Raw genomic sequence first — 25812 nt, 5'->3', positions numbered from 1 at the left:
TCACCGACTGTCAAGGAGCTGACCACGATGAGTGACTCCGTCACCTACGCCGTCGCCGAGGGCGTGGCCACCATCACGCTGAACCGGCCGGACGCGATGAACTCGCTCGATATCGCGACCAAGGTCCTGCTCCGCGACACCGTCCAGGCCGCCGCCGAGGACGACGCCGTACGCGTGGTCGTGCTGACCGGGACCGGGCGGGCGTTCTGCGTCGGCCAGGACCTGAAGGAGCACATCGGGCTGCTCGAGGCGAACGACACGGCCGCGCTGTGGAGCACGGTGCCGGACCACTACGCGCCAATCGCGCTCGCGCTCGCGGAGATGCCGAAGCCGGTGATCGCGGCGGTGAACGGGGTCGCGGCCGGCGCCGGCGCGTCGATGGCGTTCGCGTGCGACTTCCGGGTGGTGGCGGACACGGCCGGGTTCAACCTCGCGTTCACCGGGATCGCGCTGTCCTGCGACACCGGGATCTCGTGGACGCTCCCCCGGCTGATCGGGCACGCCAAGGCGCTCGAGATGCTGTACTTCCCCCGCACCATCCCCGCCGCCGAGGCCCTCGACCTCGGCCTCGCCACGTCGGTCGTGCCGGTCGCTGATTTCGAAGGCGCCGTCGCCGACCTGGCCGGCAAGCTCGCCGCGGGGCCAACCGTCGCGTACGGCGCCGTCCGCCAGTCGCTCGGGTATTCGGCGACCCACACATTGGCCGAGTCGCTGGCGTTCGAAGCCGGCAAGATGCAGCTCACCGGCGACACCGACGACCACCGCAACGCGGTCGCCTCCTTCGTCGCCAAGCAGAAGCCCACCTTCGAAGGCCGGTAGCCTGCTCTTGTAATCGTTTACGTAAGCGATTACACCCTGGATGTGAGGAAACTGCTGCTGCCTGCCGCCCTGACGGTCGCCACGTGGTTGGGAGTCTTGTCGTGCCTGGTTCGAGTGCTCAACCGACCGCCTCGCCCGGAGTGATCAACCCCCGCCGCCGTGCGGTCGGCAACCCTGGGCGAGGACATCGACTACAACGTCTACCTTCCCGCCGGGTACGCCGACTCGACCCAGTGCTACCCGGTGCTGTACCTGCTGCACGGTCGCGGCGACTCGATGGCGGCCTGGACGCAGGTGAAGAGCCGGCTCGACGAGCTGATCGGCTCCGGCGAGATCCCGCCGACGATCGCGATCCTGCCGGACGCGCCGTGGAGCAGCCGCGCCAGCTGGTATGTCGATTCCGCGTATCGCGGCGCGGATCCGGGGCGGCCGGTCGAGACCGCGTTCTTCCGGGACCAGGTGCCGCACGTGGATGCGACGTACCGGACGATCGCGGACCGGAGCGGGCGCGCGGTGGCCGGGTACTCGATGGGCGGGGCGGGCGCGCTCCGGTACTCGCTGGCGCATCCGGACGTGTTCGGTGCGTCGATCGTGCTCAGCCCGGCGGTGTACTTCCCGTTGCCGCCGGCGGATTCGAGCACCCGGGACTTCGGTGCCTTCGGCAAGGGTACGGATCCGTTCTCGGAGGCGACGTACCGTCGGTTGAACTGGCCTGCGGCGTTGAAGTCGTTCGCATCGACGGGGCTGCAGTCGCAGATGTACATCGCGGTCGGCGACGACGAGTACAAGAACCCGAAGGCGATCGACGCGACACACGACCTCGACTTCGAGGCGCACATCGTGTTCAACCAGGCGGTCCGGGTGCCGAACCTGACGTCGGAGTTCCGGGTCGTCAACGGCGGGCACGACTGGGACGTCTGGGGGCCGTCCTTCGCGGACGGGGCGAAGCACATCTTCCAGTACATCGGAAAGCCGCCGGCGACGCCGATGCAGGCGACGATCACCGGCACGGCGGCTGAGGACCGGACCGGCGGGATCGCGACTGATGCCTCAGGCAACGTTTATCAGGCGGTCGCGGTAGAGGGACGGAACGCGCGTACGGCGTTGCCGTCGATCCCGACGGGAACGTCGACGTGACCGGCGGTGGTTGACGCAGTTCGGCGTACCAGGGGCGGCCGATCGGAGTTACTCGGTGGCTGTCGACGGGACGGCGATGGTGGGGTCGACGCCCTCGTCACGCGCTACTCGTCATCCGGTGAACGCCTGTGGATGCAGCAGTTCGGCACCTGCTTCCGGCGAGGCTCGGGGGCTGACCGCTGATCCTTCCGGCGGCGTCTACCTGACCGGCTATACCGCCGGCGACTTCTCCGGCACGTTGGCCGGCGACAAGGACTTCCTCGTCGCGCGCGTCGACGGGGACGCGTACTCACGTGACGGGACCAGTTCGGTACGACGGGGAACGATACGGGCGTCGCGGTTGCGGTCGACCCGTCAGGCAACCTTTACGTTGCCGGCTTCACGGACGGAGCGTTGGGAACTCCGCTCGGTAAGTTCGACGCCGTACTCACGACGTACTCTCCCGACCACACCCGGATCTGGACACGTCAGTTCGGCACGGCCGACGACGACGCGGCCGATCCGTTCGCTGAAGCAAACGTGTATCTGACCGCGACGCCAACCCGCGTCCACCTGTCCGGTCTGACCAACACCGACGTCTTCCACACCACCTTCACGCCGGCGGGTCAGAACGAGTCCCCGTAAACGTTGGTGGGCCCCCCGACCGCGTTCCGGCCGGGCGAGTCACGGCCGGACAACCACCTGACAGTCGGGGGTGCCCGCCGAACACTTCATCACGTTCAGTGCCCAAAGCACAACTCGTTCAGCCGTTTGTGTTTGGGCATTTTTGGCATTCCTCAGCGGTGCTTGCAGATGCACAAATCACCTGCACGTGCAGGCGCTCGCGGCGCTCGAAGAGCACCCGTCTGCACGTGCTATCGACCACGAATCAGCGCGCGATGCAGGTCGAGAGGTGGTCGTTGACGATGCCCGTCGCCTGCATCAGCGCGTAGGCGGTGGTCGGGCCCACGAAGACGAAACCCTTCTTCTTGAGGGCCTTGGACATGGCAACGGATTCGGGCGTGGTGGCAGGCACGTCGCCGAGGGTCTTCGGGGCCTTGTGCTCGGCCGGCCGGAACGACCAGAGGAAGTCGCTGAACTCGCCGTCGTCGAGCTCGAGCAACGCGCGGGCGTTGGTGATCGTCGCGTTGATCTTCAGCCGGTTGCGGACTATGCCAGCGTCCGCCATCAGCCGGTCGAAGTCGGCGGCGCCGTACTTGGCGATGATCGCCGGGTCGAAGTGCGCGAAGGCGGCGCGGAAGTTCTCCCGCTTGCGCAGGATGGTGATCCACGAGAGGCCGGACTGGAACCCCTCCAGCGTCATCCGCTCGAACAACGCGAGGTCGTCGCGGATCTCCTTACCCCACTCATTGTCGTGATACTCGACGTACTCCGGCGCCGACATCGCCCACCCACACCGCGGCTGCCCATCCGGCCCGATCACCGTCATCCTTCTACCTCCCGCACCAACCGCCGCAACGAGACCCGCATCATCACCTCAAAGGCCGGCCGAACCACCCGCCACCCAAGCACCCCAACCCGCCCCAACGGCGGCACAACATCCTCACCCCACGTAAACGTGCACCCCCCGCCCCCACCAAACCCAGCCCTCGCCCGCGGGGTGATTGTGAAGGTGCCTGTGCCGCGGACTAGTTTGCCCAGGTGTTTCACGGTGCACTCGCGCGGTGGATCCCAGTGTGTGATGACCATGTCGTCAGTGAACCCGACGGCACCGACAGAAGTCCGCGCCGCGACACCACCGCCCACACCGGCGCCGCCCTGCTCAGTCGCCCAGACGCGCGTCAACAACATCCACCGCGACTGACGCTCCCAATCCATCACCACGTCCCACGCAGCCTGCGGCTCCAGCCGCAGCTCGATCGACGCTTCCGCGTGACAGCTCGCCTCGGATCCCATCACCCGAGTAGATCAGTTGGGCCGCTGATAAGCACCTTCATCAGAAGCCCCACCGTGCCGCCCCTGCGAACCCTCATCCCCCTGGTCCCCCGCCTGCCCATTCCCCGCCACCTGAGGCCACACCGCCCCACCCTGCTCCCCCGCCGGCGGCCAAAACTGCCACCCTCCCGGCTCCTGCCCCGCCTGCTGCTGATAACCGACCTGCTCCTGCTCCGCCGCCACCTGCTGCTGGTAGCCAGACTGAGCTGCCTGCTGCTGATAGCTGGGCTGGCCCGCCTGCTGCTCGGCAGCTAGCTGTTCCTGCTGGTAACTGGGCTGGGTTGCCTGCTGCTGATAGCTGGGCTGGGCGGCGGCCTGCCGCTGGGCAGCCGGCTGTTCCTGCTGGTAATTGGGCTGGGTTGCCTGCCGCGCAGGCGGCTGTGCGTCACGAGCCGACTGCTGCTGCTCCGGCGCCGTCGGTTGTCCCTGGTGATACCGGGGCTGCTCCTCCTGCGCCGACTGCTGGTGGTGGCCAGGCTGTGCTGCCTGCTGCTGCGTCGGTGGCTGCTCCTGCTGGTACACGGGCTGCGCAGCCTGCGGTTGCTGCTCCGCTGACTGCTCCTGCTGGTAGCTGGGCTGGGCTGGCTGCTGCGCAGGCGGCTGTGCGTCCGGAGCGGACGGCTGCTGCCACTGCGGAGCCGGCGCGGGCAGCACCCAGTGCGGGGTCGGCGCAGGCTGCCCAACCGGTGGCACAAAGGGCCCCGGCTGCTGAGCGTCAGCAGGAGGAGCTACCTGCTCCTGCACCGCCTGCGGCTCATCCCCACGGAACCACGCCGCAGATTCCGCCGGATCCGCCACCGAAGTGGGTCCCTGCGGCTGCCGTGGTGTGTACGTCTCCGGCTGCTGCGACGCGTACGCCTCCGGCTGCTGGGAGGCGCGGACCTCGGTCTGCTGCCCACGAGCCTCGGGCTGTTGCGCGTAGATCCCCGGCTGCTGCTGCGCACGAGCCTCAGGCTCCTGCGGGATGTACGCCTCAGGCGCCTGCGGGATGTACGCCTCGGGCTGCTGCTGATACTCCCCCGGCTGCTGCAGTGCGTTGACCTCCGGCTGCTGGGACGCGCGGACCTCGGCCTGCTGCCCACGAGCCTCGGGCTGTTGCGCGTAGACCCCCGACTGCTGCGCACGAGCCTCAGGCTCCTGCGGGGTGTACGCCTCAGGCTGCTGACTCACGTAGGCCTTGGGTTGCTGTGGCGCGTACGCCTCCGGCTGCTGGGGGGTGTTGGTCTCCGGGTGCTGCGAGCGAGCCTCGGGCTGTTGGGGCCCCGGGAGTGGCGGGTCGGCGGGGGTGCGGCGGGGGGTGCTGGGGTGGGACTGGGCTTCGAGGACGGCGCGGGCTTCGGCTTGCAGGCGCTCGTATTCGTCGGCCGCTTCGGCGTGGCTGGTCCGTGGGACCTCTCGAGTGTCCTCGTCGTCGTCCTCGACCGAGGCCTCGGCGGAGGGCTGGGCCGGCGCGGTGGTTGGCTGCCCGAGGGCGGACTGGCCAACCGCGGATTGCTCCGCGGTGAGCGGGTTAGCGGTCGGGTGGCCGAGTGTGGGCTGCCCGGCGGTTGACGGCCTGCCGGTGGCTTCCCCAGCGGCTGGCTGTCCCTCGGCGGACTGCTGCCCCGCGGCGGTCTGCTCGGCGGTGGACGGCTGGCCCGTGGTGGGCTGCTCGGCGGTCGGCGGCTGGGCCGTGGTGGGCTGGTCGGCGGTGGGCGACTGGGAGGGGGTGGGCTGGTCTGCGGCGGGCTGTTCGGTGGTGGTTGGGGCGGTGGGGGCCGGGGAGGAGGTGGTGGATTCGGGGAAGTTGCCGCCTACGAGGATGGGCGGTTGTGCGCCGGTGTCGTCGAATTCGGCCGGGTCGTAGGTGCCGCGGGACGTGAAACCGGCGCCGTCCGGTGCCTCCACGATCGGGGCGACCGCGCGTTCGAGGTCGGCGATCCGGCGGTCCCGTTCGGCGACCTCCTTGGCGACGCGTTCGAGGAGGGTGTCCACCTCGTCCATCCGGTAGCCGCGCAGCCCGATGCCGAACCGCGCCGACTCGATGTCGGTGGAGGTGAGCGCCTGCCGGGCCGGGACGGTCATGTCGGGCCGGTCGTCGTACGCCGTACTCATGGCACCCCAACGACCCGAGGCCACCACTGCGACAGCCCCGATCAACAGCACCACGATCAGCCCGAAGAACCACATCACGGGACCGATCGTGCCATGCCGCACCAGTCAACCGCACAGATGCCCGGGGATTCAGCTCCCGTCGGACCCGAGCCGGTGCGCCTCGCGCCGCGCTCGCGCCTCCGGGCTGTCCGCCTCGGCCACCTCGCGGGCAGCCGCCGCAGCAGCCTCCTCCGCCGCCGCGTCGGCGACCTCACCGGCCTTGACGATGTAGCTGATCGCCTCGTCGACGTCGTCGGTGATGGTGAACATCTCCAGATCGGCCGACGAGATCTTCCCGTCCGCGAGCATCGTGTCCCGCAGCCAGGACGCCAGCCCACCCCAGTACGACGTACCGAACAGCACGACCGGGAACGACGTGACCTTCCGCGTCTGAGCCAACGTGAGCGCCTCGAACAGCTCGTCGAGCGTGCCGAACCCGCCGGGCATCACCACGAACCCCTGCGCGTACTTCACGAACATCGTCTTGCGGGTGAAGAAGTACCGGAAGTTCATCCCGATGTCGACCCACTCGTTCAGGCCGTTCTCGAAGGGCAGCTCGATGCCCAGCCCGACCGACACGCCGCCGGCCTCGGAGGCACCCTTGTTCGCCGCCTCCATCACGCCCGGCCCACCGCCGGTGATCACCGCGTACCCGGCCTCGACCAGCTTGCGGCCGCACTCCTCCGCAGCGGCGTACATCGGGTCGTCGGGCTTGGTCCGGGCGGAGCCGAACACGCTGATCGCGGGACCTAGCTCGGCCAGCATGCCGAATCCCTCGATGAACTCCGACTGGATCCGCAGCACCCGCCACGGGTCGGTGTGCACCCAGTCCGACGGCCCGCGGCTGTCCAGCAGCCGCTGCTCGGACGTGGACTGCTGCACCTGCTTGCGCCGCATCACGACCGGCCCGCGCTGCTGCTGGCCGATCGGACGGTCGGGGTGGATCGAGGGTTCTGCCATGACTCCAGGTTATGACGTAGCCGGAGTCTGGACCGGTCTAGGCGCGATCCGTCAACCAAGTCCTCAAGCGCTGTTCACACAGCGCGATCTCCGCCTCCGGCACGAACTCGTCCTGCTTGTGCGCGTAGAGCGGGTCCCCCGGCCCGTAGTTCACCGCCGGTACGCCGAGGAGCGTGAACCGGGCCACGTCGGTCCACCCGAACTTCGGCTTCGGCTCACCCCCGACCACCTGCAGGAACGCGGCCGCGGCCGGCCGCTCCAGCCCCGGCAGCCCACCCGGCGCGGAGTCGATGACGACGACGTCGTACCCCTCAAACACCTCGCGCAGATGCGCCTCGGCCTCCGCCTCCGACCGGTTCGGCGCGAACCGGTAGTTGATCGTCACCGTGCACAGATCCGGTACGACGTTCCCCGCGACGCCGCCGCTGATCCCGACCGCGTTCAGCCCCTCGCGGTACTCGAGCCCGTCGATCGGCACCCGCCGCGGCTCGTACGCCGTCAGCCGCGCCAGGATCTCGCCCGCCGCGTGGATGGCGTTGCGACCCATCCAGGACCGGGCCGAGTGCGCGCGCTCACCGCGGGCGGTGACCTCGATCCGCATGGTGCCCTGGCAGCCGGCCTCGACCACCGCGTTCGACGGCTCCATCACGACCGCGAACACACCCTCGAGCAGCTCCGGATTGGAGCGGGTGAGCTTGAACAGGCCGTTCCGCTCGGCCTCGACCTCTTCACAGTCGTAGAAGACGTAGGTGACATCCCGGTTCGGCTCGTCCAGCGTGGCCGCAAGCCGGAGCGCGACCGCGACACCGCCCTTCATGTCGCAGGCACCGAGCCCGTGGATCAGGCCGTCGGCGCGGCGGGCCGGGAGGTTGTCGTTCAGCGGAACGGTGTCGAGGTGGCCTGCGAGAACGATCCGCTCGTCCAGGCCGAGGTCGGTGCGCGCCACAACCGTGTTGCCGTGCCGGAACACCTTCAGATGCGCGTACGTCGACAGCGCGGCCTCGACCTTGTCCGCGAGCTTCTCCTCGGTCCCGCTGACCGAGGAGATGTTCACCAGCGCCTCGGTCAGATCGGCGCCGGACAGGGTCAGGTCGAGCTTGCTCATCAGGCGTCCTCTGCCGGTGGTAGGAAAATACAGAACTCGTTGCCCTCGGGGTCGGCGCAGACGTGCCAGCCGATTCCCTGGTCCTTGGGCCGCAGTAGTGTCGCACCCGCGTCGAGCACCGGCTGCAGGGCGGGCGCGGTGACGTCCCAGTGGATCCGGTTCTTGACGGTCTTGGGCTCCGGCACGGGCAAGAAGACCCAGTACGGGAACGGGAGACCCGGCACGTTCTCCAGCCAGTACCAGGCGTTGTCCGGAGCCTTGCCGAGCTCCCCGCCGACGACGCCCTGCCACCATCGCGCCTGCGCCTCAGGGTCGGCCGAGTCCACAACCAGCTCCATCAGCCGGTACGCCGGGACTGTGTCGCGGACGAGTCCGCAGAACTCACCGCCCTCCGGGTCCTCCATCACCGCCCAGGGCCGGTCCGCGGAAATCGGTGACCGGACCGTCGCCCCTTCCCGCTCGAGGTCCGCGATCGCGCCGGTGTGGACGTCCAGGTGCACCCGCTGCTTCACCGTCCGCGGTTCGTCGACTTTGTTGATCCAGATCGTCTTCCCGGGCGTGTCGCCGACCAGCACGTTCGGGTTGTCGGCCGGCGAGGTCAGCCCGATCACCCGCCCCCAGAACGCCGTCATCGGACTTGGACACAGCACATCCATACACAAGTCCTTGAAACGCGCGATGGTCATAACGCAAAGGCTATAGCCCGTGACGCTTGCGGTAGTGGCGGTTCACACGCTCACGGTTACCGCAGGAGGGCGAGCACCACAGCTGGCGCGGATCGTCCTGCAGGAAGTACTTGACGCACCGCGCCGCCGGACACGCGCGGAGCCGCACCCGATCCGGTCCGGACAGGAAGTCGATCGTGGACCGCCCGACCGCAGCGACGAGCAGCGCGACCGGATCTTCGGTTCGGCCGGCCCAGCGCGTGATGGGCGGCCCGTCGTCGGGCCAGTCCAGCTGCATCGTGCCGAGCCGGTCGGCGGCGCGGTTCACCATCCGCAGCGCGGCGTCGGCGTCCATCAACCGATCCGCGTCCGCCTTGCTGGGCGGTTCTGGCGCGACTGCTCGGGCGAAAAGCGCCCGCACGGCACGCCGAACGCGCACCAGCTCGTCCCGCACGACGGCCTGCGCATCCGGCGCCTCTGCGCCCCCACCGTCCGCGCTCTCGTGGTCCACGCCCGCGTCACCCGAGCCCTCGTCGTCCACGGCGTCGAGGGGACGGCCGAGGACCTCGGTGACCAGTTCGTGGTGCTGGTCAAGCCAGGAATTGGTCTCGGCGGGAGTCGCCAGCAGGTCGGCGACGCCACCCTGACCGTCGTGCCTGATCGTCGCCGCGAGAGCGAAAGCCAACGTGCTCATGCGGGCAGTCTAATGGGATATCTGCTTGCTGCCATATGAGCTGGTGGCCTAGGGTCTCGATTCGTGACCGACCTCCGGACCAGGCTGCGTGCAGTCCCCACGCTGACTGGTACTCCGCCCCCGTTCGACCCCATGCGCGCGCCGGACGCGCCGTACGAACTGTTTGTCGACTGGCTGCTGACCGCGGTCGATCGGCAGATCCCGGAGCCGTGCGCCGTGACCCTGTCGACGGTGAGTGCGGACGGGCGGCCCAACGGCCGGGTGTTGATCCTGAAGGACGTCACGGCGGACGGACTGCAGTTCGCGTCGTCGGCGACGAGTCGCAAGGGTGAAGAGCTCGCCGCCTGCCCGTACGCCGCGCTGACGTTCTACTGGATCCCGCTGGGGCGCCAGGTGCGCGTGATGGGCAGTGTCACGCCCGCCGACCCGGTGGACTCCGCACGCGACTTCCTCGCTCGCCCGATGCCGGCTCGCGCCGAGGCGTTGGCTGCGCGGCAGAGCGGCGTACTGGACGATCCCTCCGATCTCGCGACGGCGTTCGCCGAGCAGACCGAGCGGTTGACCGCTGACCCCGGCCTGGTAGCGCCGAACTGGACGCTATACACGCTGCGGGCCGACGAAATGGAGTTCTGGCAGGCGGACCCGGACCGCCGGCACCTCCGCCTCCGCTACCGCCTGGATGAGCCGAACCACTGGATCAAGGAGCGCTTGTGGCCCTGACCGACGTCAAAGCCGCCGTCACCCGGCTGAACACTCTGCTCGCAGGCCTGGACGACGCCACCGCCCGTGCCGCGTCCGGCCTCCCCGGCTGGTCCCGCGGTCACGTGATCACCCACATCGCCAACTTCTCCGAGGCCATGACCCGCCAGGTCGAAGAGGCTTTGCAAGGTCGCGTTGTCGAGATGTACGACGGCGGCCGCCCGGCCCGCGACGCCGGTATCGAAGCCGGCGCCCACCGCCCTGCCGTCGAGCTGACCACCCACCTGGAGCGCGCAACCACTGCCCTCGTCACCGCCTGGGACAAGGTCGGCCCCGACGACTGGACCCGTCCCATCCAGCACCGCAACAGCAACCTCTCCGCCGGCCTCAACGCCACCTGGCGCGAACTAGCCATCCACACCGTCGACCTGGACCTGGGCATCACCCCGACGAGCTGGCCCCCCGCCTTCTGCCTCCACCTACTCGACTTCCTCCGCCCCCGCACCCCCAAAGCAATCCACCTCGTCCTCCACCCCGACGACGCCCCCACCTGGGAAACCGGCACCGGCGAAACCCACGTCCTCACCGGCCCCCTCACCGACCTAACCGCCTGGTACGCCGGCCGCACACCCCTCGCCCCAATCACCGGCCCCACCCCCGCCCTACTCCCCTGGCCCTGAACCCCCACCACCTCGCACCACCCGCAAGCCAGCCGGCTGAATCCGACAGGCGACCCGCACCGCGGTCAACGGGCAGGGTGAGCGACCGGGCTGCGGTGAGCGGCCGCTCCGCGATGAACGGCCGGGCCGGGTGAGCGGCCCGACTGCGGTGAGCGGCCGCTCCGCGGTGAGCGACCGGGCTGCGGTGAACGGCCCAGCTACGGTGAACGGCCCGGCTGTGGTGAGCGGGTCGGGCCGGGTGAGCGGCCCGACTGCGGTGAGCGGCCGCTCCGCGGTGAGCGACCGGGCTGCGGTGAACGGCCCAGCTACGGTGAACGGCCCGGCTGTGGTGAGCGGGTCGGGCCGGGTGAGCGACCGGGCTGCGGTGAGCGGCCCAGCTACGGTGAACGATCCGGCTGCGGTGAATGGCCCGGCTAAGGTGAACGATCCGGCTGTGGTGAGCGGGCCGGGGTGCGCTGGACGTCGCTGGAGGTGTCCGGCGCGGCATGTGTTGAGCTGACGGTGAAGTCGTCGGGGTTGGATCCAGGTGTCTACTCCAGCGGCGTTGAAGCCTGCGTAGTCGGCTAACTCGTGGACACCTGCGGGGACTGTCCTGGACAGCGAGGTAGACCGTGTCCCGACACACCAGGCCGGTCGACCCGCGGTTGTAGCCGGCACCTGACCAGATCGACCCGGCCTGGTCGACTTCGAGATCGTTGCCCCGGACAAGTTCCCGGGCACCCCGTTGATCTCACCGACCGCGACGTCCGCGAAGTCCAGCGTCGAGCTACGCCACTTTGCGGACGCTCTGCTCTGGATCGGGGCTAGAGTGCGATCCAGAGCACCATCGGGCCTCCAGCGGGGAGCGGGTATGACGACGATCTACGACGTCGCGCGTAGATCCGGTGTGTCTCCGGCGACCGTCTCGCGGGTGCTGAGCGGTCGGCGCAACGTGGATCCTGAGCTGTCCGAGAAGGTCCGCGCCGTGGTCGCCGAGCTCGGCTACCGTCCGAACGGCGTGGCCCGCAACCTGCGCAAGTCCAGCACGAACCTGTGGGCCGTGGTCATCTCCGACATCGAGAACCCGTTCTTCACCTCGCTCGTCCGTGGCCTGGAGGACGTCGCCCAGACCGAGGGCTACCACGTGGTCCTGTGCAACTCCGACGAGAACCCGGCGAAAGAAGCGGCGTACGCGTCGGCCGTGCTGACCGACCAGATGGCCGGTGTGGTGATCTCCCCGACCAGTACGGCGGAAGGCGTGCAACTGCTCGCGGACGCGAAGATCCCGCTCGTCCTGATCGACCGTCGCGTCGACGGCATCGACGCGGACACGGTGCTGGTCGACAACGAACACGGCGCGCGCGAGGGCGTCAAGCACTTGATCGACGGCGGCTACCAGCGGATCGCCTGCATCACGGGTCCGCGCAAGGTCAGCACCGCGATGGACCGGCTCGCCGGATACCGGTCGGCGCTCCGGGGCGGCGGCATCCGCTACGACAAGGACCTGGTGCGGTACGCCGACTTCCGCGAGGCCGGCGGGTACGCCGCGATGGAAAGCCTGCTGGAGTTGCCTGAACCGCCGGAAGCGCTGTTCGTCACCAACAACCTGATGACGGTCGGCGCGTTGGAGTGCCTGGCAAAGAAGGGCCTCCGCGCCCCCGACGACATCGCCGTCGTCGGCTTCGACGACATCCCGTGGGCGGACCTCGTCGTACCCAGCCTCACGACGGTGGCACAGCCGACGTACGAACTGGGCCGCACCGCCGGCCTGCTGCTGAAGGACCGGACCGCCTCCCCCGGCCGCCCGACGTCAACTATCACCCTCCGCACCGAACTCCACATCCGAGCCACCTCAGCCCCACGCAAGAAGTAAGCGGCACAAGCCGAAAGGACCCCGCTTCGCGGCGGCCGTCTTGTTGACCGCCTCCGGCGGAGGCGCAGACCGGTGTCCCACAAGCGCGGTTGCGCCAGGTGACGAGTCGGGCGGACGGAACAAGGTCACCGCTTCGCGGCGGCGGTTTTGCGCCCGTCGGGCTGGGCGCAGGGCGGCATTGCCGAGCAAGGCGGCTCGCGCCAGGTGATGCGTGGAGAAGAAGGCACACCGCGCCGCGGCGGCTGTCTTTTCGGCCGTCTCCGGCCGCGCGAGCGGTGTTACGCAACAAGGCGGTCGGCGCCAAGTGACCGCTGACTGTACTCCGTCCTGAGGTTGGTAACCGACGCGGTCGGCGACCTGTCCCAGGTGCCTTATCCGAGTGAACTGAGGGGTGCCGGTGATGGGGACGGACCGGGCAAAGTGGCGGGGCCTGGGACAGGAACACGTGGGTTGGCAGACGCTATTTCGGCTGTCCTGCCGTTCCTGACTTCGGCTGCCCTGCCGTTCCTGTGGGTGCGCCCCCGGCCCGATTCCACCCCAGCCGCCCGGCAGCCCGGCGGCACGACAGCCGACTGCCGGGTGCCACGCATGGTCGGGATCGGTCACTTTGTGCACCAGATCCGCACGGCGACGGCCTCGGCGTACGGATCTGGTGCACAAAGTCGATCCTGGCAGTCGTTCACAGCTCCGATCCGGGCCGGGCGACGACAGCGCCTGCCTCAGGCCCACACCAGCAACGATCCGCGCAGACCGGCCTCGACACCGTAAGGACCGCCTACCCACGTAAACGACACGTAATTGCTTGTCTCAGCCCAGCAGCAGGTGTCCCGTCCTCCGGGATCCGGCCAGCCGAACACCGCCTCGCTCACTTCGGCGGATGCGAAGCGAACCTCTCAGCGCGAAGGTCTCCGACTGCGCGGCTGTCGGTGCGGAGGCGGCCGTGGAGGTGCCAGTCGTGCCAGCCGTCGGCGTGCTTGATCGCCTGCCGCAGGGTGCCCTCGAGCCTGTATCCGGTGCGCTCGGCGACCCGGCAGGACGCGGTGTTGGCGGTGGAGTGGTGGATGTTCAGCCGGTTGAAGCCGATCTGCCCGAAAGCCCAGGCAGACAAGGCTTCCACTGATCTCGCGGCGATGGCTCGGCCCCGGGCCGCCGGGGTCACCCAGTAGGACAGGCTGGCCGACCCCTCGGCCAGAGAGATGTTGCGCAGTCCGACCTGGCCGAGCGGCTGGTCGTCGCCATCGACGGCCGCCCAGCTCGCCGCCGTCTCGTTGTCCCAGCCATCTGCCCACTGCCCGACCCACTCACCCGCCTCCTCGAGGGTGTCGAATCGCCGGACGTGCCAACGCTGGATGTCGGAACAGGCGAACGCGGTCCGCACGGTGGCGGCATCGCTCCCCCGCCAGGGTCGCAGTACCAGTCCGTCGTTGGTCGTCAACCGCGGCTGTGCAGCGTCCCGCAGTGTTCCTTGTGGCAAAGCCGGATCAACGAGCAGAGGCATGCCGTGATGCTAGTGCGGGCAATCTGCGCCTTGGTCTCCCGGTGGCGGATGGTCAGGTGAGTAGCTCGATCTCGCTGAGGCTGACGACGGAGGTAGACGCCGTGATCACCAAGCGGTAGTGCACGTACGAATCTGGTGCAGCGATCGTGAACGGGCGGGTTTGGCGCCGCCATACGAACGACTGGTCGGTGCGCTCGTCGAGGACCGACCACGCCGTGCCGTCCGTGGAGGCTTCGAGGCGCCAGGCTGTGGGGTCGCCTTCGGACTGGCCGGAGGTGAGGGTGTAGAAGGCGGCGGTGGCGGGCTCGGGCAGAGACCAGGTGATGGTCGGGGTGCGCGTGTCGAAATGGGTTTCGGTTGCGGAGTCGTCGTCGAAGAGCGGATCGGACCGGCGTGGGATCAGGTCGATCAAGGGCGTCGGGATCGCGTCGTCCGTCGTGACGGCGGGTGGGGTGCCCAGGGTGCCCCAGTCGGAAGGGTTCGGCCCGAGGACGAAGTCGATCTGGCGAGCTCCGCGCAGTTCGGCGTCGGTGATCGATGCTGTGGGCAATGGTTTGCTGTCGACGTGGAGTTCCTGGACGTAGGGGTGCTCGGGGTTGGTCGCTGTGATGACGATCGGGTCGGCGCCGAGCGGCGTGACCACGACGCGGGAGAAGAGGGGTGAGCCGATGGCGTACTCCGGTGCGCCGACGCGGAGCGGATAGAGGCCGAGGGCGCCGAAGAGGTACCACGCGGACATCTCGCCGTTGTCCTCGTCGCCGGGGTAGCCCTGGCCGATCTGCTCGCCGACGTACAGACGCTGCAGGACCTCGCGGACGATGGCCTGGGTCTTGTGGGGGGCGCCGGCGTGGTTGTACATCCAGGCGATGTGGTGGGCCGGCTGGTTGCTGAAGCCGAACTGGCCCATCCGGACAGCCTGGGCCTCGAGCATCTCGTGGATGACGATCGAGTAGGTGCCCTTCTTCGTCGCCAGCTCCGGCGTCGCGAAGAACTCGTCGAGCTTCGCCTCCAGACCGCGAGGACCGCCGTACAGATTGGCGAGACCGCGGCCGTCGTGGGCGACGTGGAAGGCGAAGTTCCATCCGTCGGTCTCGGTGAAGTCGCCGCCCCACTCGCACGGGTCGAACGCGGCCGGCGCCTTCGCGAACCGCCCGTCCGGCCGCCGCCCCTGGAAGAAGTTGATGTCCGGGTCGAACAGCAGCACGTAGTTCAGTGACCGACGCCGCAGGTACGCCGCTTCCTCACGCAACCGAGCCCGTCGCTCCTCGGGAACCGTCGGATCGAGAGACAGCCGCTCGGCCATCGCCGCGAGCCCGAAGTCGTTGAGGTATGCCTCCAGCGACCACGACACGCTCTCCTCGGTGTCCGTGCTCACATAGCCCGCGAACAACCCCCTCGCGAAACCCTTCCGGCCGACCTCGGTCTCGGTCGGTGCGACGGTCGCGTTGCGCAGGCCGGCGTCGTACGTCGCCAACGGGTCCGGCAGCGCGACGCCCTTGAGATAGGCATCCGCGAACGACACGTCCGAGCTCGTCCCGGTCATGCAGTCCGCGTAGCCCGGCGAGGACCAGCGGGCGATCCAGCCGCCGTCGCGGTACTGCTGGACGAAGCCGTCCACCAGCTCGGCGGTCAGCTCCGGATAGAGGAACGCGTACGCCGGCCACGCGGTGCGATACGTGTCCCAGAAGCCGCTGTTGACGTACATCTTGCCCGGCTTGACGACCGCATTGGTCTCGCGATCGGTCGCCGTACCTTCGGTCGGTTGGACCGGGCTCGCGTAGCGGTGCTCGGGCCGGTCGTGGGTGCCGGCGTTCTCGAAGTGCGAGTTGGGGTAGAGGTTGAGGCGATAGAGGTTGCCGTAGACCGTGCGCAGTTGCGGCTGGGTCGCGCCCTCGGGCCGGATCACCTGGAGGCGTTCGTTCCAGACCTGGTTCGCGGCCTGCCGGACGTCGTCGAAGCTGCGGCCGTCGAGCTCGAGCTCCAGGGTGTGCCGGGCCTGGTCGACGCCGATGAATGAGGTCGCGATCCGCAGCGTCACCTCCGGTACGTCGAACGTCGCCGCCCGGGCGTTGTCCCGGCCGCCGGTGGTCGGTCCGAAGTCGGTCGGGGCCGTGGAGAAGACGCCGTAGCAGTACATCCGGGTCCGGCCGAACTCCGAACCGTTCTCGACCCAGCCGGTCAGCGCGGTCCCGTCGTACGCGAAGGCGCCGTTCTCGTCGATGGTGTCGAACACCAGGTGCCGGCCGGGTGCGTCGGCCGGGAAGGTGAACCGGAAGATCGCGCCGTGGTCGGTCGGTGCGAGCTCGGCCCGGACGCCGGTGATCAGGTCGACCGAGTAGACATCCGGCCGGGCGATCTCGTCGTCGTGGCTGAACGCGGCGGCGCGTTCGGCCGGATCCCCGAGCGGCTCCGCGGCGGCGACCGGCATGATCGTCAACTGGTCGCGGTCGCCCATCCACGGACTCGGCTGATGCGAGAACGCCAGCCCTTGAAGCTCCGGGCGGTTGTCCGCGTTGTTGGCCCGGTGATACTCGTACGGCCATCGATGCGTCGAGGCGTCCGTCACCGGCGTCAGGAAGTTGAACCCGTTCGGCCAGGCTGTGATCGGCAGCGTGTTCCCGCGTGAGAAGCCGTGACTCGCGTTGGTCCCGCGCCGCGTGTCGACGTATGCCAGCAGGTCGCTCCCATCCGGCACCTCGGGCGCCGGACCAACCTCGACGTCATCGACCCACCCCTGGAACTCCACCCCGGAGCCAGGCGCCTCGACCACCACCAGCGCCCGCTCAACGGTCTTCCCGGCAGCCGCGGTCAGGTCCACCTGCACGTCGTTCCACTGATTCGCGTACAAAACCTTCGCGGCCCCCTGCCCAGCCGCGTCAAACGCCATCCCGTACTGATCCACGACCCCCAGCTCAGACAGCCGGCTCCCGTCCGCGAAGACGAGATCCACCACGACATACGTCGCCGCGTAACTCAGCTGCTCATCAAGCTCCGGATAGACCATGTACCGCAACCGATCACCGGCCCGGACCACCCCAACAGCAACCGGCACCCCACCCTCCTGCCGCCCACCGCTCACCCCGGCGTACCGGGACGCATCCACGCTGCTGAAGCCGGCCTTCGGACTGGTCGGCCCACCCGGACCTCCACCTACCTCAATCATCACGGGCGCAATGTTACGTACCAGTGCGCCCGAGCCGGCGGCATGTTTCCATCCTGGACTGTTGTTCTCCTAACGGCCGCTTGCCAACTGCTAAGCTCGTACTCACGAGGCCTTCGATGGCCGCGGAGAGAACGCCAGGTCTGCTGCCAGACCCGCCTGATCAGGTGCGGCGCTCCGGACCATCGAAGGCCTCGTTGCCGTTCACAACCCGTTCCACGGCCACCATGGGTAAGCCTCCAGCGTGCCAGGAAGCACGACGGCCTCGAATCCACCCGGGCAATCGTCCGAGCACCGGATCTGATGCCGGACCGTCAGCAGGCAGCGCGCACTCGCAACTTCTCGAACCAGGCGAGTGTCTCCTCGTGCCGGAAGCCACGGACATGCCCGAAGGTGACCACCACATCCCGCCGCCCGCCCGGCCACTCGGCCGCCGTGTGGAGCACCTGCTCGAGCACAAGTCCTGCTACCGAGTTGTAGAACGCGACCTGATCGGAGATCGCCGGGTCGAGTAGCCCGACCGCAGCTTTCTCTACCAGCACGAGATTCAGCACAACGCCCGGCACAGCAGCCAGTTGAGTCGCGACGAACTGCCGGCGGGGAAACCTCTTCACATGCTCGGTCCAGTGCAGAGGCTTGCTCGTCGGGACCGACAGCCGTTGCCGGCAGTGAGCGACAGCACGCCGAAGGCCCGCATCGTCCTCGTCGGCGATGACGACCGCAACCATGCCGAAGTACCTCGACGCTCGGACGGACAATCCCCGGTCGCCAGTCTCGTCGACGTACGCACGCACCAGCGGCCGTTCGAAGTACATGGAGGGAAACCCTACGAGCCGACAGCCACCTGGCGGCGCGATCAACCTGCGCCTGTGGATATCTGCCCCGTCATGCCCCAGGTTGCCCCGGACTCAGTGGGGTGGGGGTGGTGGGGTGTTGCCGGCTTGGATCCATTGCAGGTGGTCGCGGGCGGAGTCTGTGTCGGGGCGTAGGTGGAGGCCGGCGGTGCGGGCGCGGGTGTTGTCCAGTTGGAAGGTGCCGTCGTTGGTGCCGTCGTGGGGGAGGTGGAAGCGGTCGACGGTGGGGGACCAGTTCATGGGCGGTGGGTCGGGTACGACGGAGCGCCAGGAGGCGGCCAGGTCCGCCATCGTGCGGGTGGGGCCGACCGCGTTGAAAGGGCCGGGGAGACCGCTGACGGTGAGGTGGAGAAGGAAGGCGGCCAGGTCGCGGGCGTCGACGTACTGGATGGGTTGGGTGGGGCGGGCCGCGCATTCCATGGGGGTGTTGTGCGCCAGTGCCCAGCCCCAGTTGCCGAAGTCCGGGTTGTAGGGGCCGACGACGAAGCCGGAGCGTACGGCGGCGGTGCGGTCGCCGAAAGTGGCTGATAGCAACGACTCGCAGCGGACCTTGGACGGACCGTAGAGATCCATGGTGAAGTGGTCTTCCGGGGCACCGGCCGGCCACGGCAGGAGGGGTGCGGACTCGGTCATGCCCGGCGTGGTCTTGCTGGCGTAGACAGCGATCGACGACATGTAGGTGTAGTGGCCGACGCGGTCCCGCAACACCTCAGCGCTCAGGCGTACGTCGCGGACCAGGAAGCCGGACATGTCGATGACGCCGTCCCACTCCCCCGCAGCCAGTACGCCGGGATCCGCGCGCTCACCCGTCAAGCGGCGTACCGAAGGAAACAACTCGGGATTCGTGACGCCGCGGTTGAACAGCGTCACCTCGTGATCGTCACCGACGGCGGCTTCGACGACGTGGCGGCCGAGGTTCTTGGTGCCGCCGAGGACGAGGAGTTTCACGGGAGCTGCTCCACGAGACCTTCGAGCTCGGCCAGCAGCGGGCCGATCCAGTCCTCGGAACCGGGAATCGTCCGGACACCTTCAGTGACCACGAAGTCCAGCGCCCGCAGGCAGAAGCACGCCCCGCCGACCGTCACCTGACGATCGACCAGGAACGGATCCGCCGCGGCGGACTCGACGTACCGGGCCACGATCGGTTCGCGGTCGTGGCCGAGGGCAACGGCATCTCGGACCAGCGTGTAGAGGTCGCTGAGGTGCGGCGCGAGATACGCGAGCGGCCAGTCGACCGCGGTCCATCGCGTGCCGTCCGTGACCAGATTCTTCGGCACGAAATCACCATGGACCACGCGCAACGCGGCATCGCGGTGCAGCGCAGCCAGCGCCTCCGTGAGCGGGCCGCCATCGAAGGAGATCCGGCCGGCCAGCTCCTTCACGTGCTCAGGTGGAAACCCACTCGTTCCCTCGACCGGCGTACGCCGGATAGCGGCCAGCACGTCGGCCGCGGCCAGGAACCCATCCGCCGACGGCTCCTGTTCGAGCGTCACCCGTCCCACGTCCGCCAGCACCAGTACGCCGTCCGCCGACGCGATCAACTCTGGAGCCGGCAGGCCCAACGGGATCACGAACCGCTCGTACGCCGTACCTTCACCGGACTGCGCGTCCGTCCCGCGCTTCACGATCACACTGCGCAACCCGTACGACAGCCGCCACACCTCCGACGATCCCCACTGCCGCAACAGCTCACCGCTCAACGCGTCGACCGACGGCGCCTCGGTCGCCCGGAGAACTGGAACGCTCGGGAGCCAAGCGGGAAGCATTCGACGAGTAGATCACAACCGCCCGTACGCGCGCCGCCGAATTAGCCGGTCGCCCGGCACGCCGTGAGGATGCGGTCCACGATGCGCCGCCCGACCCGGCCGGTGTCGAGATCGGCGACGATCCGGTGCGGCCCGTCGCCGGGGGTGAAGCGAGTGAGCCCGGTCGGATCGACCTCGATCCGGCCGGTCGCGGACGTGAACAACTCCGGGTCCGTCAGCATCAGTACGGCGGCCGGGTCGTGCGGCACGTTGGAGTCCTCGGCGGTGAACTTCCAGAACTGCCGCATCTCCGCGGCGAGCAACTGACCGAGCGGCCCGGCGGCCTCGATCTCCGCGACCACCGCGCCGCCGAGCCGGATCCGGGTCGTCTGATCGAGCCCGATCACGGTCGCCGGGACCCCGCTGGCGAACACCACCGCGGCCGCGTCGACATCGCACTTGATGTTGTGCTCGACCTTGCTCAGCGAGAAGTCGCCGCCCATCAGAAACAACTGCTCGACAACCCGGCCGGGTTGCTCCACGGCTTCGGCCACGTTGGTGAGCGGACCGACCGCGACGACCGTCGGCGAGGTCGCGAGTACCTCGATCGGGTCGGCCTCGGTGTCGACCTTCTCCCGCTCGAGGTCCGGCAGCAGCGCGCCCTCGTGGCCCGCCCACCAGACCGGCCGGCCTGAGCGGGTCTCAGCGCGTCCGGCTACCACGACCCCCGGCTCCCGGCCGGCCACGCCGGTTACCCGCGCGACCATCCTTGCCCTGAGCAACGTATCGCCGTACACCGTGGTCACGGCGGCCAGGTCGAGCTCGGGTGAGCCGAAGATCGTGGCCAGGGCCAGGACGTCGTCGACGTCGGAGCCGATGTCGGTGTCCAGGGTCAGAGCGGTCGTCATCGGCATCCTTCCGTTCGGTGGCGCCGGTCACCGAGCGTGCCGGCCGCTCGGATAGCGGTCGGGTTCGATGGCCCGGACAGCAGTCTGGCAGGCTGTGGGTATGACCGAGAACGCCACGCACGCCTGGGGCTTCGGCCTCGCCACCGTCACCGCCGCCGGCACCGTCCTCGACGTCTGGTACCCGGCGCCCGAGCTCGGCTCGCAGCCGGCCGGCGCGAAGGCGCCCGCCGAACTGATCGCCGCCGAGGGCAACGACGAACTGCGGCGGGTACGGCGTGAGGTCGTGGCGGCCGAGATCGCGCTGGACCAGCCGCCGGCCGGCACCGCGGACGCGTACCTGCGGCTGCACCTGCTGTCACACCGCCTGGTCCGCCCGCACGGCCTCAACCTGGACGGCATCTTCGCCGCCCTGCCGAACAACGCGTGGACGTCGCTCGGCCCGGTCCCGGTCGAGGAGTTCGAGCAGGTCCGGCTCCGCGCCCGCGCGGCCGGTCAGCACCTGTCGGTGACCAGCGTCGACAAGTTCCCCCGGATGACGGACTACGTCGTACCGAGCGGGGTCCGGATCGGTGACGCCGACCGGGTCCGGCTGGGCGCGCACCTGGCCGCGGGGACGACGGTCATGCACGAGGGCTTCGTGAACTTCAACGCCGGCACGCTCGGGACGTCGATGGTCGAGGGCCGGATCGTGGCCGGCGTGGTGGTCGGCGACGGCAGCGACATCGGCGCGGGCGCGTCGATCATGGGCACCCTGTCCGGCGGCGGCACGCAGGTCGTCTCGATCGGCAAGCGCTGCCTGCTCGGCGCGAACGGCGGCACCGGCATCTCGCTCGGCGACGACTGCGTGGTCGAGGCGGGGCTGTACGTAACCGCCGGCACCAAGGTCACCCTCCCGGACGGCAGCGTGGTGAAGGCCCGCGACCTGTCCGGGCAGCCCGGTCTGCTGTACCTCCGCAACTCGGTCACCGGAGCGGTCGAGGCGCGGCCGCGCAAGGGTGAGGGCATCACGCTGAACGAAGCCCTGCACGCCAACGCGTGATCGGCGCCAACCAATGTGAGGTTGTGCACGTCAATCACTTCGTGACCGACAGATCGGAACCCGCCCACCGTCCCCGGACGTTGGGAGCGGTATGCCGATGAAGCGGGGCGTCGTGGTTGCCCTGGGCGCGATAGGTGCGCTCAGCCTGGCCGTCGGCGTCGGGATCGCGTGGCTCGGCGGCAAGAACATCGGGTCGATCCTGCCCCCGCAGGAGCAGTGCGAGGCCACGGTCAACGGGCAGACCGTCGTACTGGATCTGGAGCAGGCCGAGTCGGCGGCCATCATCGCGGGTGTCGCCGTACGGCGGGGGCTGCCGGCGCGGGCGGCGACGATCGCACTGGCGACGGCGTATCAGGAGTCCGGACTACGGAACCTGGCGCACGGGGACCGGGACTCGCTGGGACTGTTCCAGCAGCGGCCGTCGCAGGGCTGGGGCACCGTGGCGCAAGTGCGGGATCCGCACTACGCGGCCGGGAAGTTCTACGACGCGCTGGTGAAGATCAAGAACTACCAGACGCTCTCCGTCACGGTCGCGGCCGACCGGGTGCAGCGCAGCGCGTTCCCCAACGCGTACGCCGATCACGAGGCGGACGCGCGGGTCCTGGCGTCGGCGTTGACCGGGCAGTCGAAGAGTGTCTTCAGTTGCACGGTGAACACGCACTCCGTGCCGGTCGAGACGATCGGCCGGAACGGGCTGACACCGCGGGCGGACGCCGTACGCAAGGACCTGATCCGGACCTTCGGCACGTTGCCGACCGGCGGGTACGCCGCGGGTGGTGTGCGGAGCGGACACATGGAGGGCTCGGCGCACTACGACGGCCGGGCGGTCGACGTGTTCGTGCGGCCGATCTCCGTGCCGAACACGACCAAGGGCTGGGCGATGGCGCAGTACCTGGTGGCCCGCGCCAAGATGCTCGACATCCAGACGGTCATCTTCAGCGACAAGATCTGGACCGCCGGGGGCCGCTCGGACAGCGGCTGGCGCGACTACACCCCGCCTGAGCGGTCCGGCGACCCAGCCATCCTCCGGCACCTCGACCACGTCCATGTCGATGTCCTGGCCCAGTAGCTCTCCGCCTGTGAAGCCTGAAGCGGGGCGTCCTGTTCGGACGCCCCGCCTCAGTGTGCAGTCAGGTGGTTACTCGTCGTGTTCCTGCGGGGGCAGGGCGGCGATGAAGGGGTGATCCTTGTCGATCTTGCCCATCTTCGAGGCGCCGCCGGGCGAGCCCAGGTCGTTGAAGAAGTCGACGTTCGCGGTGTAGTAGTCCTTCCACTGCTCCGGAGTGTCGTCCTCGTAGTAGATCGCCTCCACCGGGCAGACCGGCTCGCACGCCCCGCAGTCGACGCACTCGTCGGGGTGGATGTACAGCATCCTGTTGCCCTCGTAGATGCAGTCGACGGGGCACTCTTCGACACACGCGAGGTCCTTCAGGTCAACACACGGCTGCGCGATGACGTAGGTCACTGCTACTCCTCCTATGGCAGGCAAGCGCAGCGTTCGACTTGGGGTGCTGCGATGCGGTGGTGCAAGGTCTCTAGTATCACGGTAGTACTTCGCCCACTCTGCCAGGAGTCCGCATCGTGTCAGGCCTGAGCTCCCGTGATATCGGCCACCGTGTAGTGGTCCGGCACCGGATTCCGGGCGGCCTGACCGATGTGATCGGCGTTCTGGAGTCCTGGGAGCCCGCCGGCCTGGTAATTCGCCACGCCGATGCCAGTCTGCACCAGATCCGGGCCGGCGACGTCACAGCGGCCAAAACGATCCCCGAAATGCCGCTGCGGCCGGTGGACGTCGACCAGTTGTTCCTCACCACCGCACTCGGTCGCCCCGCGGTCGAGACGTCGTACGTCGGCCACTGGTTGCTCCGGGCATCCTCAGGCTGGACCGGCCGGGGCAACTCGCTCCTGCCGGCGGGGAGCCCCGGGATGCCCGTGACCGAGGCCCTCAAGCACGCTGAGGCCTTCTACGACGAGCGGGGCCTGCCCCCGCAGGTCCTGGTCCGGCTCGGTAGCCCCGAGGCGGAGGAGCTCCGTGCGTGCGGGTGGGTCGACGCCCGCCCGGAGCAGTCCGACGTACTCGTCATGCACACCACGCTCGACCACGTGAACGCTGCGCCGCCGTACGACGTACTGGTCGCGGAGCACCCGGGTCACGCGTGGTACGCGGCCGCGTTCAACGGGCCGGTGCCCGAGTCGGCACCGGCCGTGTTGGAGGGCGCCCCGAAGGCCGTGTTCGCCTCCATCACGCTGGACGGCACGACGGTCGCGGTGGGACGTGGATCGATGACTGGCCACTGGCTGGGTGCCGACGCGATCCGCGTCGCCGCGGCGTACCGCCGCCGAGGCCTGGGCACCGCGATCCTGCAGGCCCTGGCCCGCTGGTCCGGCCCGCTGGGCGGTCGCCGTACCTATCTTGAGGTGCTGGAGGAGAACGCACCCGCCCTGGCCACCTACACCCGCCTGGGCTACCGCGAGGCGTATCGCTACCGCTATCTGACGAGCCGCTGAGCCGCACCGGCCCCAACAAGCGCCAGCACGATCAACCCAGCCAGTACGACGCTCAGCGCGCGACCGGGGTCAGTAGCCAACGCGGCGTATGTGGAGCCGGCGAGAGCGACGCCCAGCGCGCCGCCGAGCTGTGCGTTGGTGGCGACCACCCCGGACAGGTCAGCGGCGTACTGCGGGGTCGTGCTCGAGGTGATTGCACCGATGAGGGTGTTGGCGCTGATCCCCAGGCCCAGGCCGCCGACGCCGAGCAGTGCGAAGAGGAGTGGCCCACTACGGCCGCCCAGCAACAGATAGGCCAGCACGGACAGATAGCCGACCGCCAGGACCAGGCAGCCGATGACCGGCATCCACCGCACTCCCCTGGGCAGTCTGGGGAGGATAGGCCCGGCCAGACCGAAGGCGGCCACCCAGACGACCATGGCGAAGCCTGAGTACGCAGGGCCCTTGTGAAGGCCGTCCTGCAGGTAGAGGGCGAGCACGAAGAGCAGAGCGAAGTACGTGCCCGAAGTGCAGCCGTGAGCGAGCAGGCCGGACCGGACGGACGGGTTGCGGAGGACCTGGCGCGCGATCAGTGGGCGACCACCACGTGCCGCTGTGCGGCGTTCGCCGTACTCGAAGAGCGCCAGGGCCGGGAGGCTCAGGACAAGGCAGAGCCAGGACCAGGTCGGCCAACCGCGCTCGGAGCCCAGCAGGAGCGGGACGATCACGAGCAGAACAGTTGCGGACAAGGTGAGTACGCCGAGCAGGTCGAGGCGATCGCGATGGCCGTCGGGGTCGGCGGGAAGCACCCGGCGGGCGGCGACGGCGAGTGCGATGCCGATCGGGACGTTGACCAGGAAGATCGGGCGCCAGCCGGTGCCGAAGAGGTCGGCCGCGATCAGGACGCCGCCGAGCACCTGCCCGGCGACCGCGCCGCCGGAGAGGGCGATCGAGAAATAGCCGAGAGCCTTCAGCCGGTCCCGGCCTTGGAAGTGCAACTGGATGCCGCTGAGCACCTGCGGGACCATCAGCGCGGCCCCGGCGCCCTGCACGAAGCGGGCGACGACGAGGGTGACGATGTTCGGAGCGAGGCCGCACGCCAGCGAGGCTGCGGTGAACACGGTCAGGCCGAGCAGGAACGTCGTCCGGTAGCCGAGCGACGAGCCGAGGCGGGCGCCGGTGATCAGCAGTACGGCGAAGGCGACGACGTACCCGGAGACGACCAGACCCACCGCGCCCGCGGAGGCGTGCAGATCGGCGCCGATCGATGGGCCGGCGATGTTTGCGACCGCGGTGTCGATGTTCGCCATGAACTGCCCGGTGAGCAGGACGGTCAGGATCGCGGCCCGGTTGGCCGGCCGGGTTTCCACGTGCACGGTGTTTTCCACGGAGTTGTAACGGTGTGAGGGCGCTGAGATGTGAGGGCGCTAACCTCGGGTGGC

General features: G+C 69.1%; 24 protein-coding genes and 2 pseudogenes. 11 read left to right on the top strand and 15 right to left on the bottom strand.

Annotated elements, in window-relative coordinates; all coding sequences use genetic code 11:
* Positions 1-27 precede the first annotated feature (27 nt).
* The 5 genes and pseudogenes from OG876_RS22325 (at position 28) to OG876_RS22315 (ending at position 2580) form a co-directional block, all read left to right on the top strand.
* A complete protein-coding gene (locus OG876_RS22325) occupies positions 28-819 on the top strand; it encodes an enoyl-CoA hydratase/isomerase family protein (protein WP_328518541.1) in 792 nt (263 codons plus the stop codon).
* Between the two features lie 159 nt (positions 820-978).
* Complete coding sequence (locus OG876_RS22320; RefSeq protein ID WP_328518540.1) at positions 979-1956, top strand: alpha/beta hydrolase; 978 nt, start codon at positions 979-981, stop codon at positions 1954-1956.
* 76 nt (positions 1957-2032) lie between these two features.
* Positions 2033-2179: pseudogene (locus OG876_RS44080) on the top strand (SBBP repeat-containing protein); the annotation flags it as partial.
* A gap of 92 nt (positions 2180-2271) precedes the next feature.
* Positions 2272-2334 (top strand): annotated as a pseudogene (locus tag OG876_RS44075) (SBBP repeat-containing protein); the annotation flags it as partial.
* 15 nt (positions 2335-2349) lie between these two features.
* Positions 2350-2580: a hypothetical protein gene (locus OG876_RS22315; RefSeq protein ID WP_328518539.1), complete on the top strand. Its 231-nt coding sequence runs from the start codon at positions 2350-2352 to the stop codon at positions 2578-2580.
* A 244-nt stretch (positions 2581-2824) separates the two neighbouring features.
* Here OG876_RS22315 and OG876_RS22310 read toward each other — a convergent pair whose 3' ends face one another.
* The 7 genes from OG876_RS22310 to OG876_RS22285 form a co-directional block, all read right to left on the bottom strand.
* On the bottom strand, positions 2825-3385 hold the full coding sequence (locus tag OG876_RS22310) for a DNA-3-methyladenine glycosylase I (protein WP_328526840.1): 561 nt from the start codon (positions 3383-3385) through the stop codon (positions 2825-2827).
* On the bottom strand, positions 3382-3774 hold the full coding sequence (locus OG876_RS44070; protein ID WP_442914188.1) for a hypothetical protein: 393 nt from the start codon (positions 3772-3774) through the stop codon (positions 3382-3384). The genes OG876_RS22310 and OG876_RS44070 overlap by 4 nt, the downstream gene beginning before the upstream one ends.
* A 90-nt stretch (positions 3775-3864) precedes the next feature.
* A complete protein-coding gene (locus OG876_RS22305; RefSeq protein ID WP_328526946.1) occupies positions 3865-6060 on the bottom strand; it encodes a DivIVA domain-containing protein in 2196 nt (731 codons plus the stop codon).
* Between the two features lie 54 nt (positions 6061-6114).
* Complete coding sequence (locus tag OG876_RS22300; RefSeq protein ID WP_328526839.1) at positions 6115-6984, bottom strand: TIGR00730 family Rossman fold protein; 870 nt, start codon at positions 6982-6984, stop codon at positions 6115-6117.
* A gap of 37 nt (positions 6985-7021) precedes the next feature.
* Positions 7022-8089 (bottom strand): succinyl-diaminopimelate desuccinylase, encoded by a 1068-nt coding sequence (dapE, locus tag OG876_RS22295; RefSeq protein ID WP_328526838.1) that lies wholly within the window; start codon positions 8087-8089, stop codon positions 7022-7024.
* On the bottom strand, positions 8089-8775 hold the full coding sequence (locus OG876_RS22290; RefSeq protein ID WP_328526837.1) for a VOC family protein: 687 nt from the start codon (positions 8773-8775) through the stop codon (positions 8089-8091). The genes dapE and OG876_RS22290 overlap by 1 nt, the downstream gene beginning before the upstream one ends.
* Positions 8776-8785: 10 nt before the next feature.
* The gene (locus OG876_RS22285) at positions 8786-9448 is read right to left on the bottom strand and encodes an ABATE domain-containing protein (RefSeq protein WP_328526836.1); all 663 of its coding nucleotides are present in this window, start codon (positions 9446-9448) and stop codon (positions 8786-8788) included.
* Positions 9449-9511: 63 nt separating this feature from the next.
* Between OG876_RS22285 and OG876_RS22280 the strand changes: the two genes are divergently transcribed.
* The 3 genes from OG876_RS22280 (at position 9512) to OG876_RS22270 (ending at position 12679) form a co-directional block, all read left to right on the top strand.
* A complete protein-coding gene (locus OG876_RS22280) occupies positions 9512-10168 on the top strand; it encodes a pyridoxine/pyridoxamine 5'-phosphate oxidase (protein ID WP_328526835.1) in 657 nt (218 codons plus the stop codon).
* Positions 10159-10827, top strand: coding sequence for a maleylpyruvate isomerase family mycothiol-dependent enzyme (locus tag OG876_RS22275; protein ID WP_328526834.1), 669 nt, complete (start codon positions 10159-10161; stop codon positions 10825-10827). The genes OG876_RS22280 and OG876_RS22275 overlap by 10 nt, the downstream gene beginning before the upstream one ends.
* An 850-nt stretch (positions 10828-11677) precedes the next feature.
* The gene (locus OG876_RS22270) at positions 11678-12679 is read left to right on the top strand and encodes a LacI family DNA-binding transcriptional regulator (protein WP_328526833.1); all 1002 of its coding nucleotides are present in this window, start codon (positions 11678-11680) and stop codon (positions 12677-12679) included.
* 865 nt (positions 12680-13544) lie between these two features.
* Here OG876_RS22270 and OG876_RS22265 read toward each other — a convergent pair.
* From OG876_RS22265 to OG876_RS22240, 6 genes are all read right to left on the bottom strand, one after another.
* A complete protein-coding gene (locus tag OG876_RS22265; RefSeq protein WP_328526832.1) occupies positions 13545-14177 on the bottom strand; it encodes a GNAT family N-acetyltransferase in 633 nt (210 codons plus the stop codon).
* A 52-nt stretch (positions 14178-14229) separates the two neighbouring features.
* Complete coding sequence (locus OG876_RS22260) at positions 14230-17340, bottom strand: GH92 family glycosyl hydrolase (protein WP_328526945.1); 3111 nt, start codon at positions 17338-17340, stop codon at positions 14230-14232.
* A gap of 311 nt (positions 17341-17651) precedes the next feature.
* On the bottom strand, positions 17652-18152 hold the full coding sequence (locus OG876_RS22255) for a DUF3800 domain-containing protein (protein ID WP_328526831.1): 501 nt from the start codon (positions 18150-18152) through the stop codon (positions 17652-17654).
* Positions 18153-18245: 93 nt separating this feature from the next.
* On the bottom strand, positions 18246-19139 hold the full coding sequence (locus tag OG876_RS22250) for an NAD-dependent dehydratase (RefSeq protein ID WP_328526830.1): 894 nt from the start codon (positions 19137-19139) through the stop codon (positions 18246-18248).
* The gene (locus OG876_RS22245; protein ID WP_328526829.1) at positions 19136-19957 is read right to left on the bottom strand and encodes a phosphotransferase family protein; all 822 of its coding nucleotides are present in this window, start codon (positions 19955-19957) and stop codon (positions 19136-19138) included. The genes OG876_RS22250 and OG876_RS22245 overlap by 4 nt, the downstream gene beginning before the upstream one ends.
* Positions 19958-19998: 41 nt before the next feature.
* Positions 19999-20844: a nucleoside hydrolase gene (locus tag OG876_RS22240; protein ID WP_328526828.1), complete on the bottom strand. Its 846-nt coding sequence runs from the start codon at positions 20842-20844 to the stop codon at positions 19999-20001.
* A gap of 100 nt (positions 20845-20944) precedes the next feature.
* On the opposite strand from OG876_RS22240, the gene dapD reads away from it, so the two are divergent.
* Together dapD and OG876_RS22230 are read left to right on the top strand one after the other, a co-directional pair.
* Positions 20945-21883 carry a 2,3,4,5-tetrahydropyridine-2,6-dicarboxylate N-succinyltransferase gene (dapD, locus tag OG876_RS22235; protein ID WP_328526827.1) on the top strand — a complete coding sequence of 313 codons (939 nt, stop codon included), beginning with the start codon at positions 20945-20947 and terminating at the stop codon, positions 21881-21883.
* Between the two features lie 91 nt (positions 21884-21974).
* Entirely contained in the window at positions 21975-22952 is a 978-nt protein-coding gene (locus OG876_RS22230) for a hypothetical protein (protein ID WP_328526826.1), read from the top strand.
* 69 nt (positions 22953-23021) lie between these two features.
* Here OG876_RS22230 and fdxA read toward each other — a convergent pair whose 3' ends face one another.
* Complete coding sequence (gene fdxA, locus OG876_RS22225; protein WP_131285641.1) at positions 23022-23348, bottom strand: ferredoxin; 327 nt, start codon at positions 23346-23348, stop codon at positions 23022-23024.
* A 116-nt stretch (positions 23349-23464) separates the two neighbouring features.
* Between fdxA and OG876_RS22220 the strand changes: the two genes are divergently transcribed.
* Positions 23465-24391: a GNAT family N-acetyltransferase gene (locus tag OG876_RS22220; RefSeq protein WP_328526825.1), complete on the top strand. Its 927-nt coding sequence runs from the start codon at positions 23465-23467 to the stop codon at positions 24389-24391.
* Here the strand turns inward: OG876_RS22220 and OG876_RS22215 are convergent.
* Positions 24373-25746, bottom strand: a complete 1374-nt coding sequence (locus tag OG876_RS22215; RefSeq protein WP_328526824.1) for an MFS transporter — start codon at positions 25744-25746, stop codon at positions 24373-24375. The two genes, OG876_RS22220 and OG876_RS22215, sit on opposite strands and share 19 nt — an antisense overlap.
* Positions 25747-25812: the final 66 nt, after the last annotated feature.

Source organism: Kribbella sp. NBC_00359 (assembly GCF_036097425.1).
GTDB lineage: Bacteria > Actinomycetota > Actinomycetes > Propionibacteriales > Kribbellaceae > Kribbella.
The sequence above is the reverse complement of the archived record's forward strand: the minus strand, read 5'-3'. Positions and strand labels throughout refer to the sequence as shown.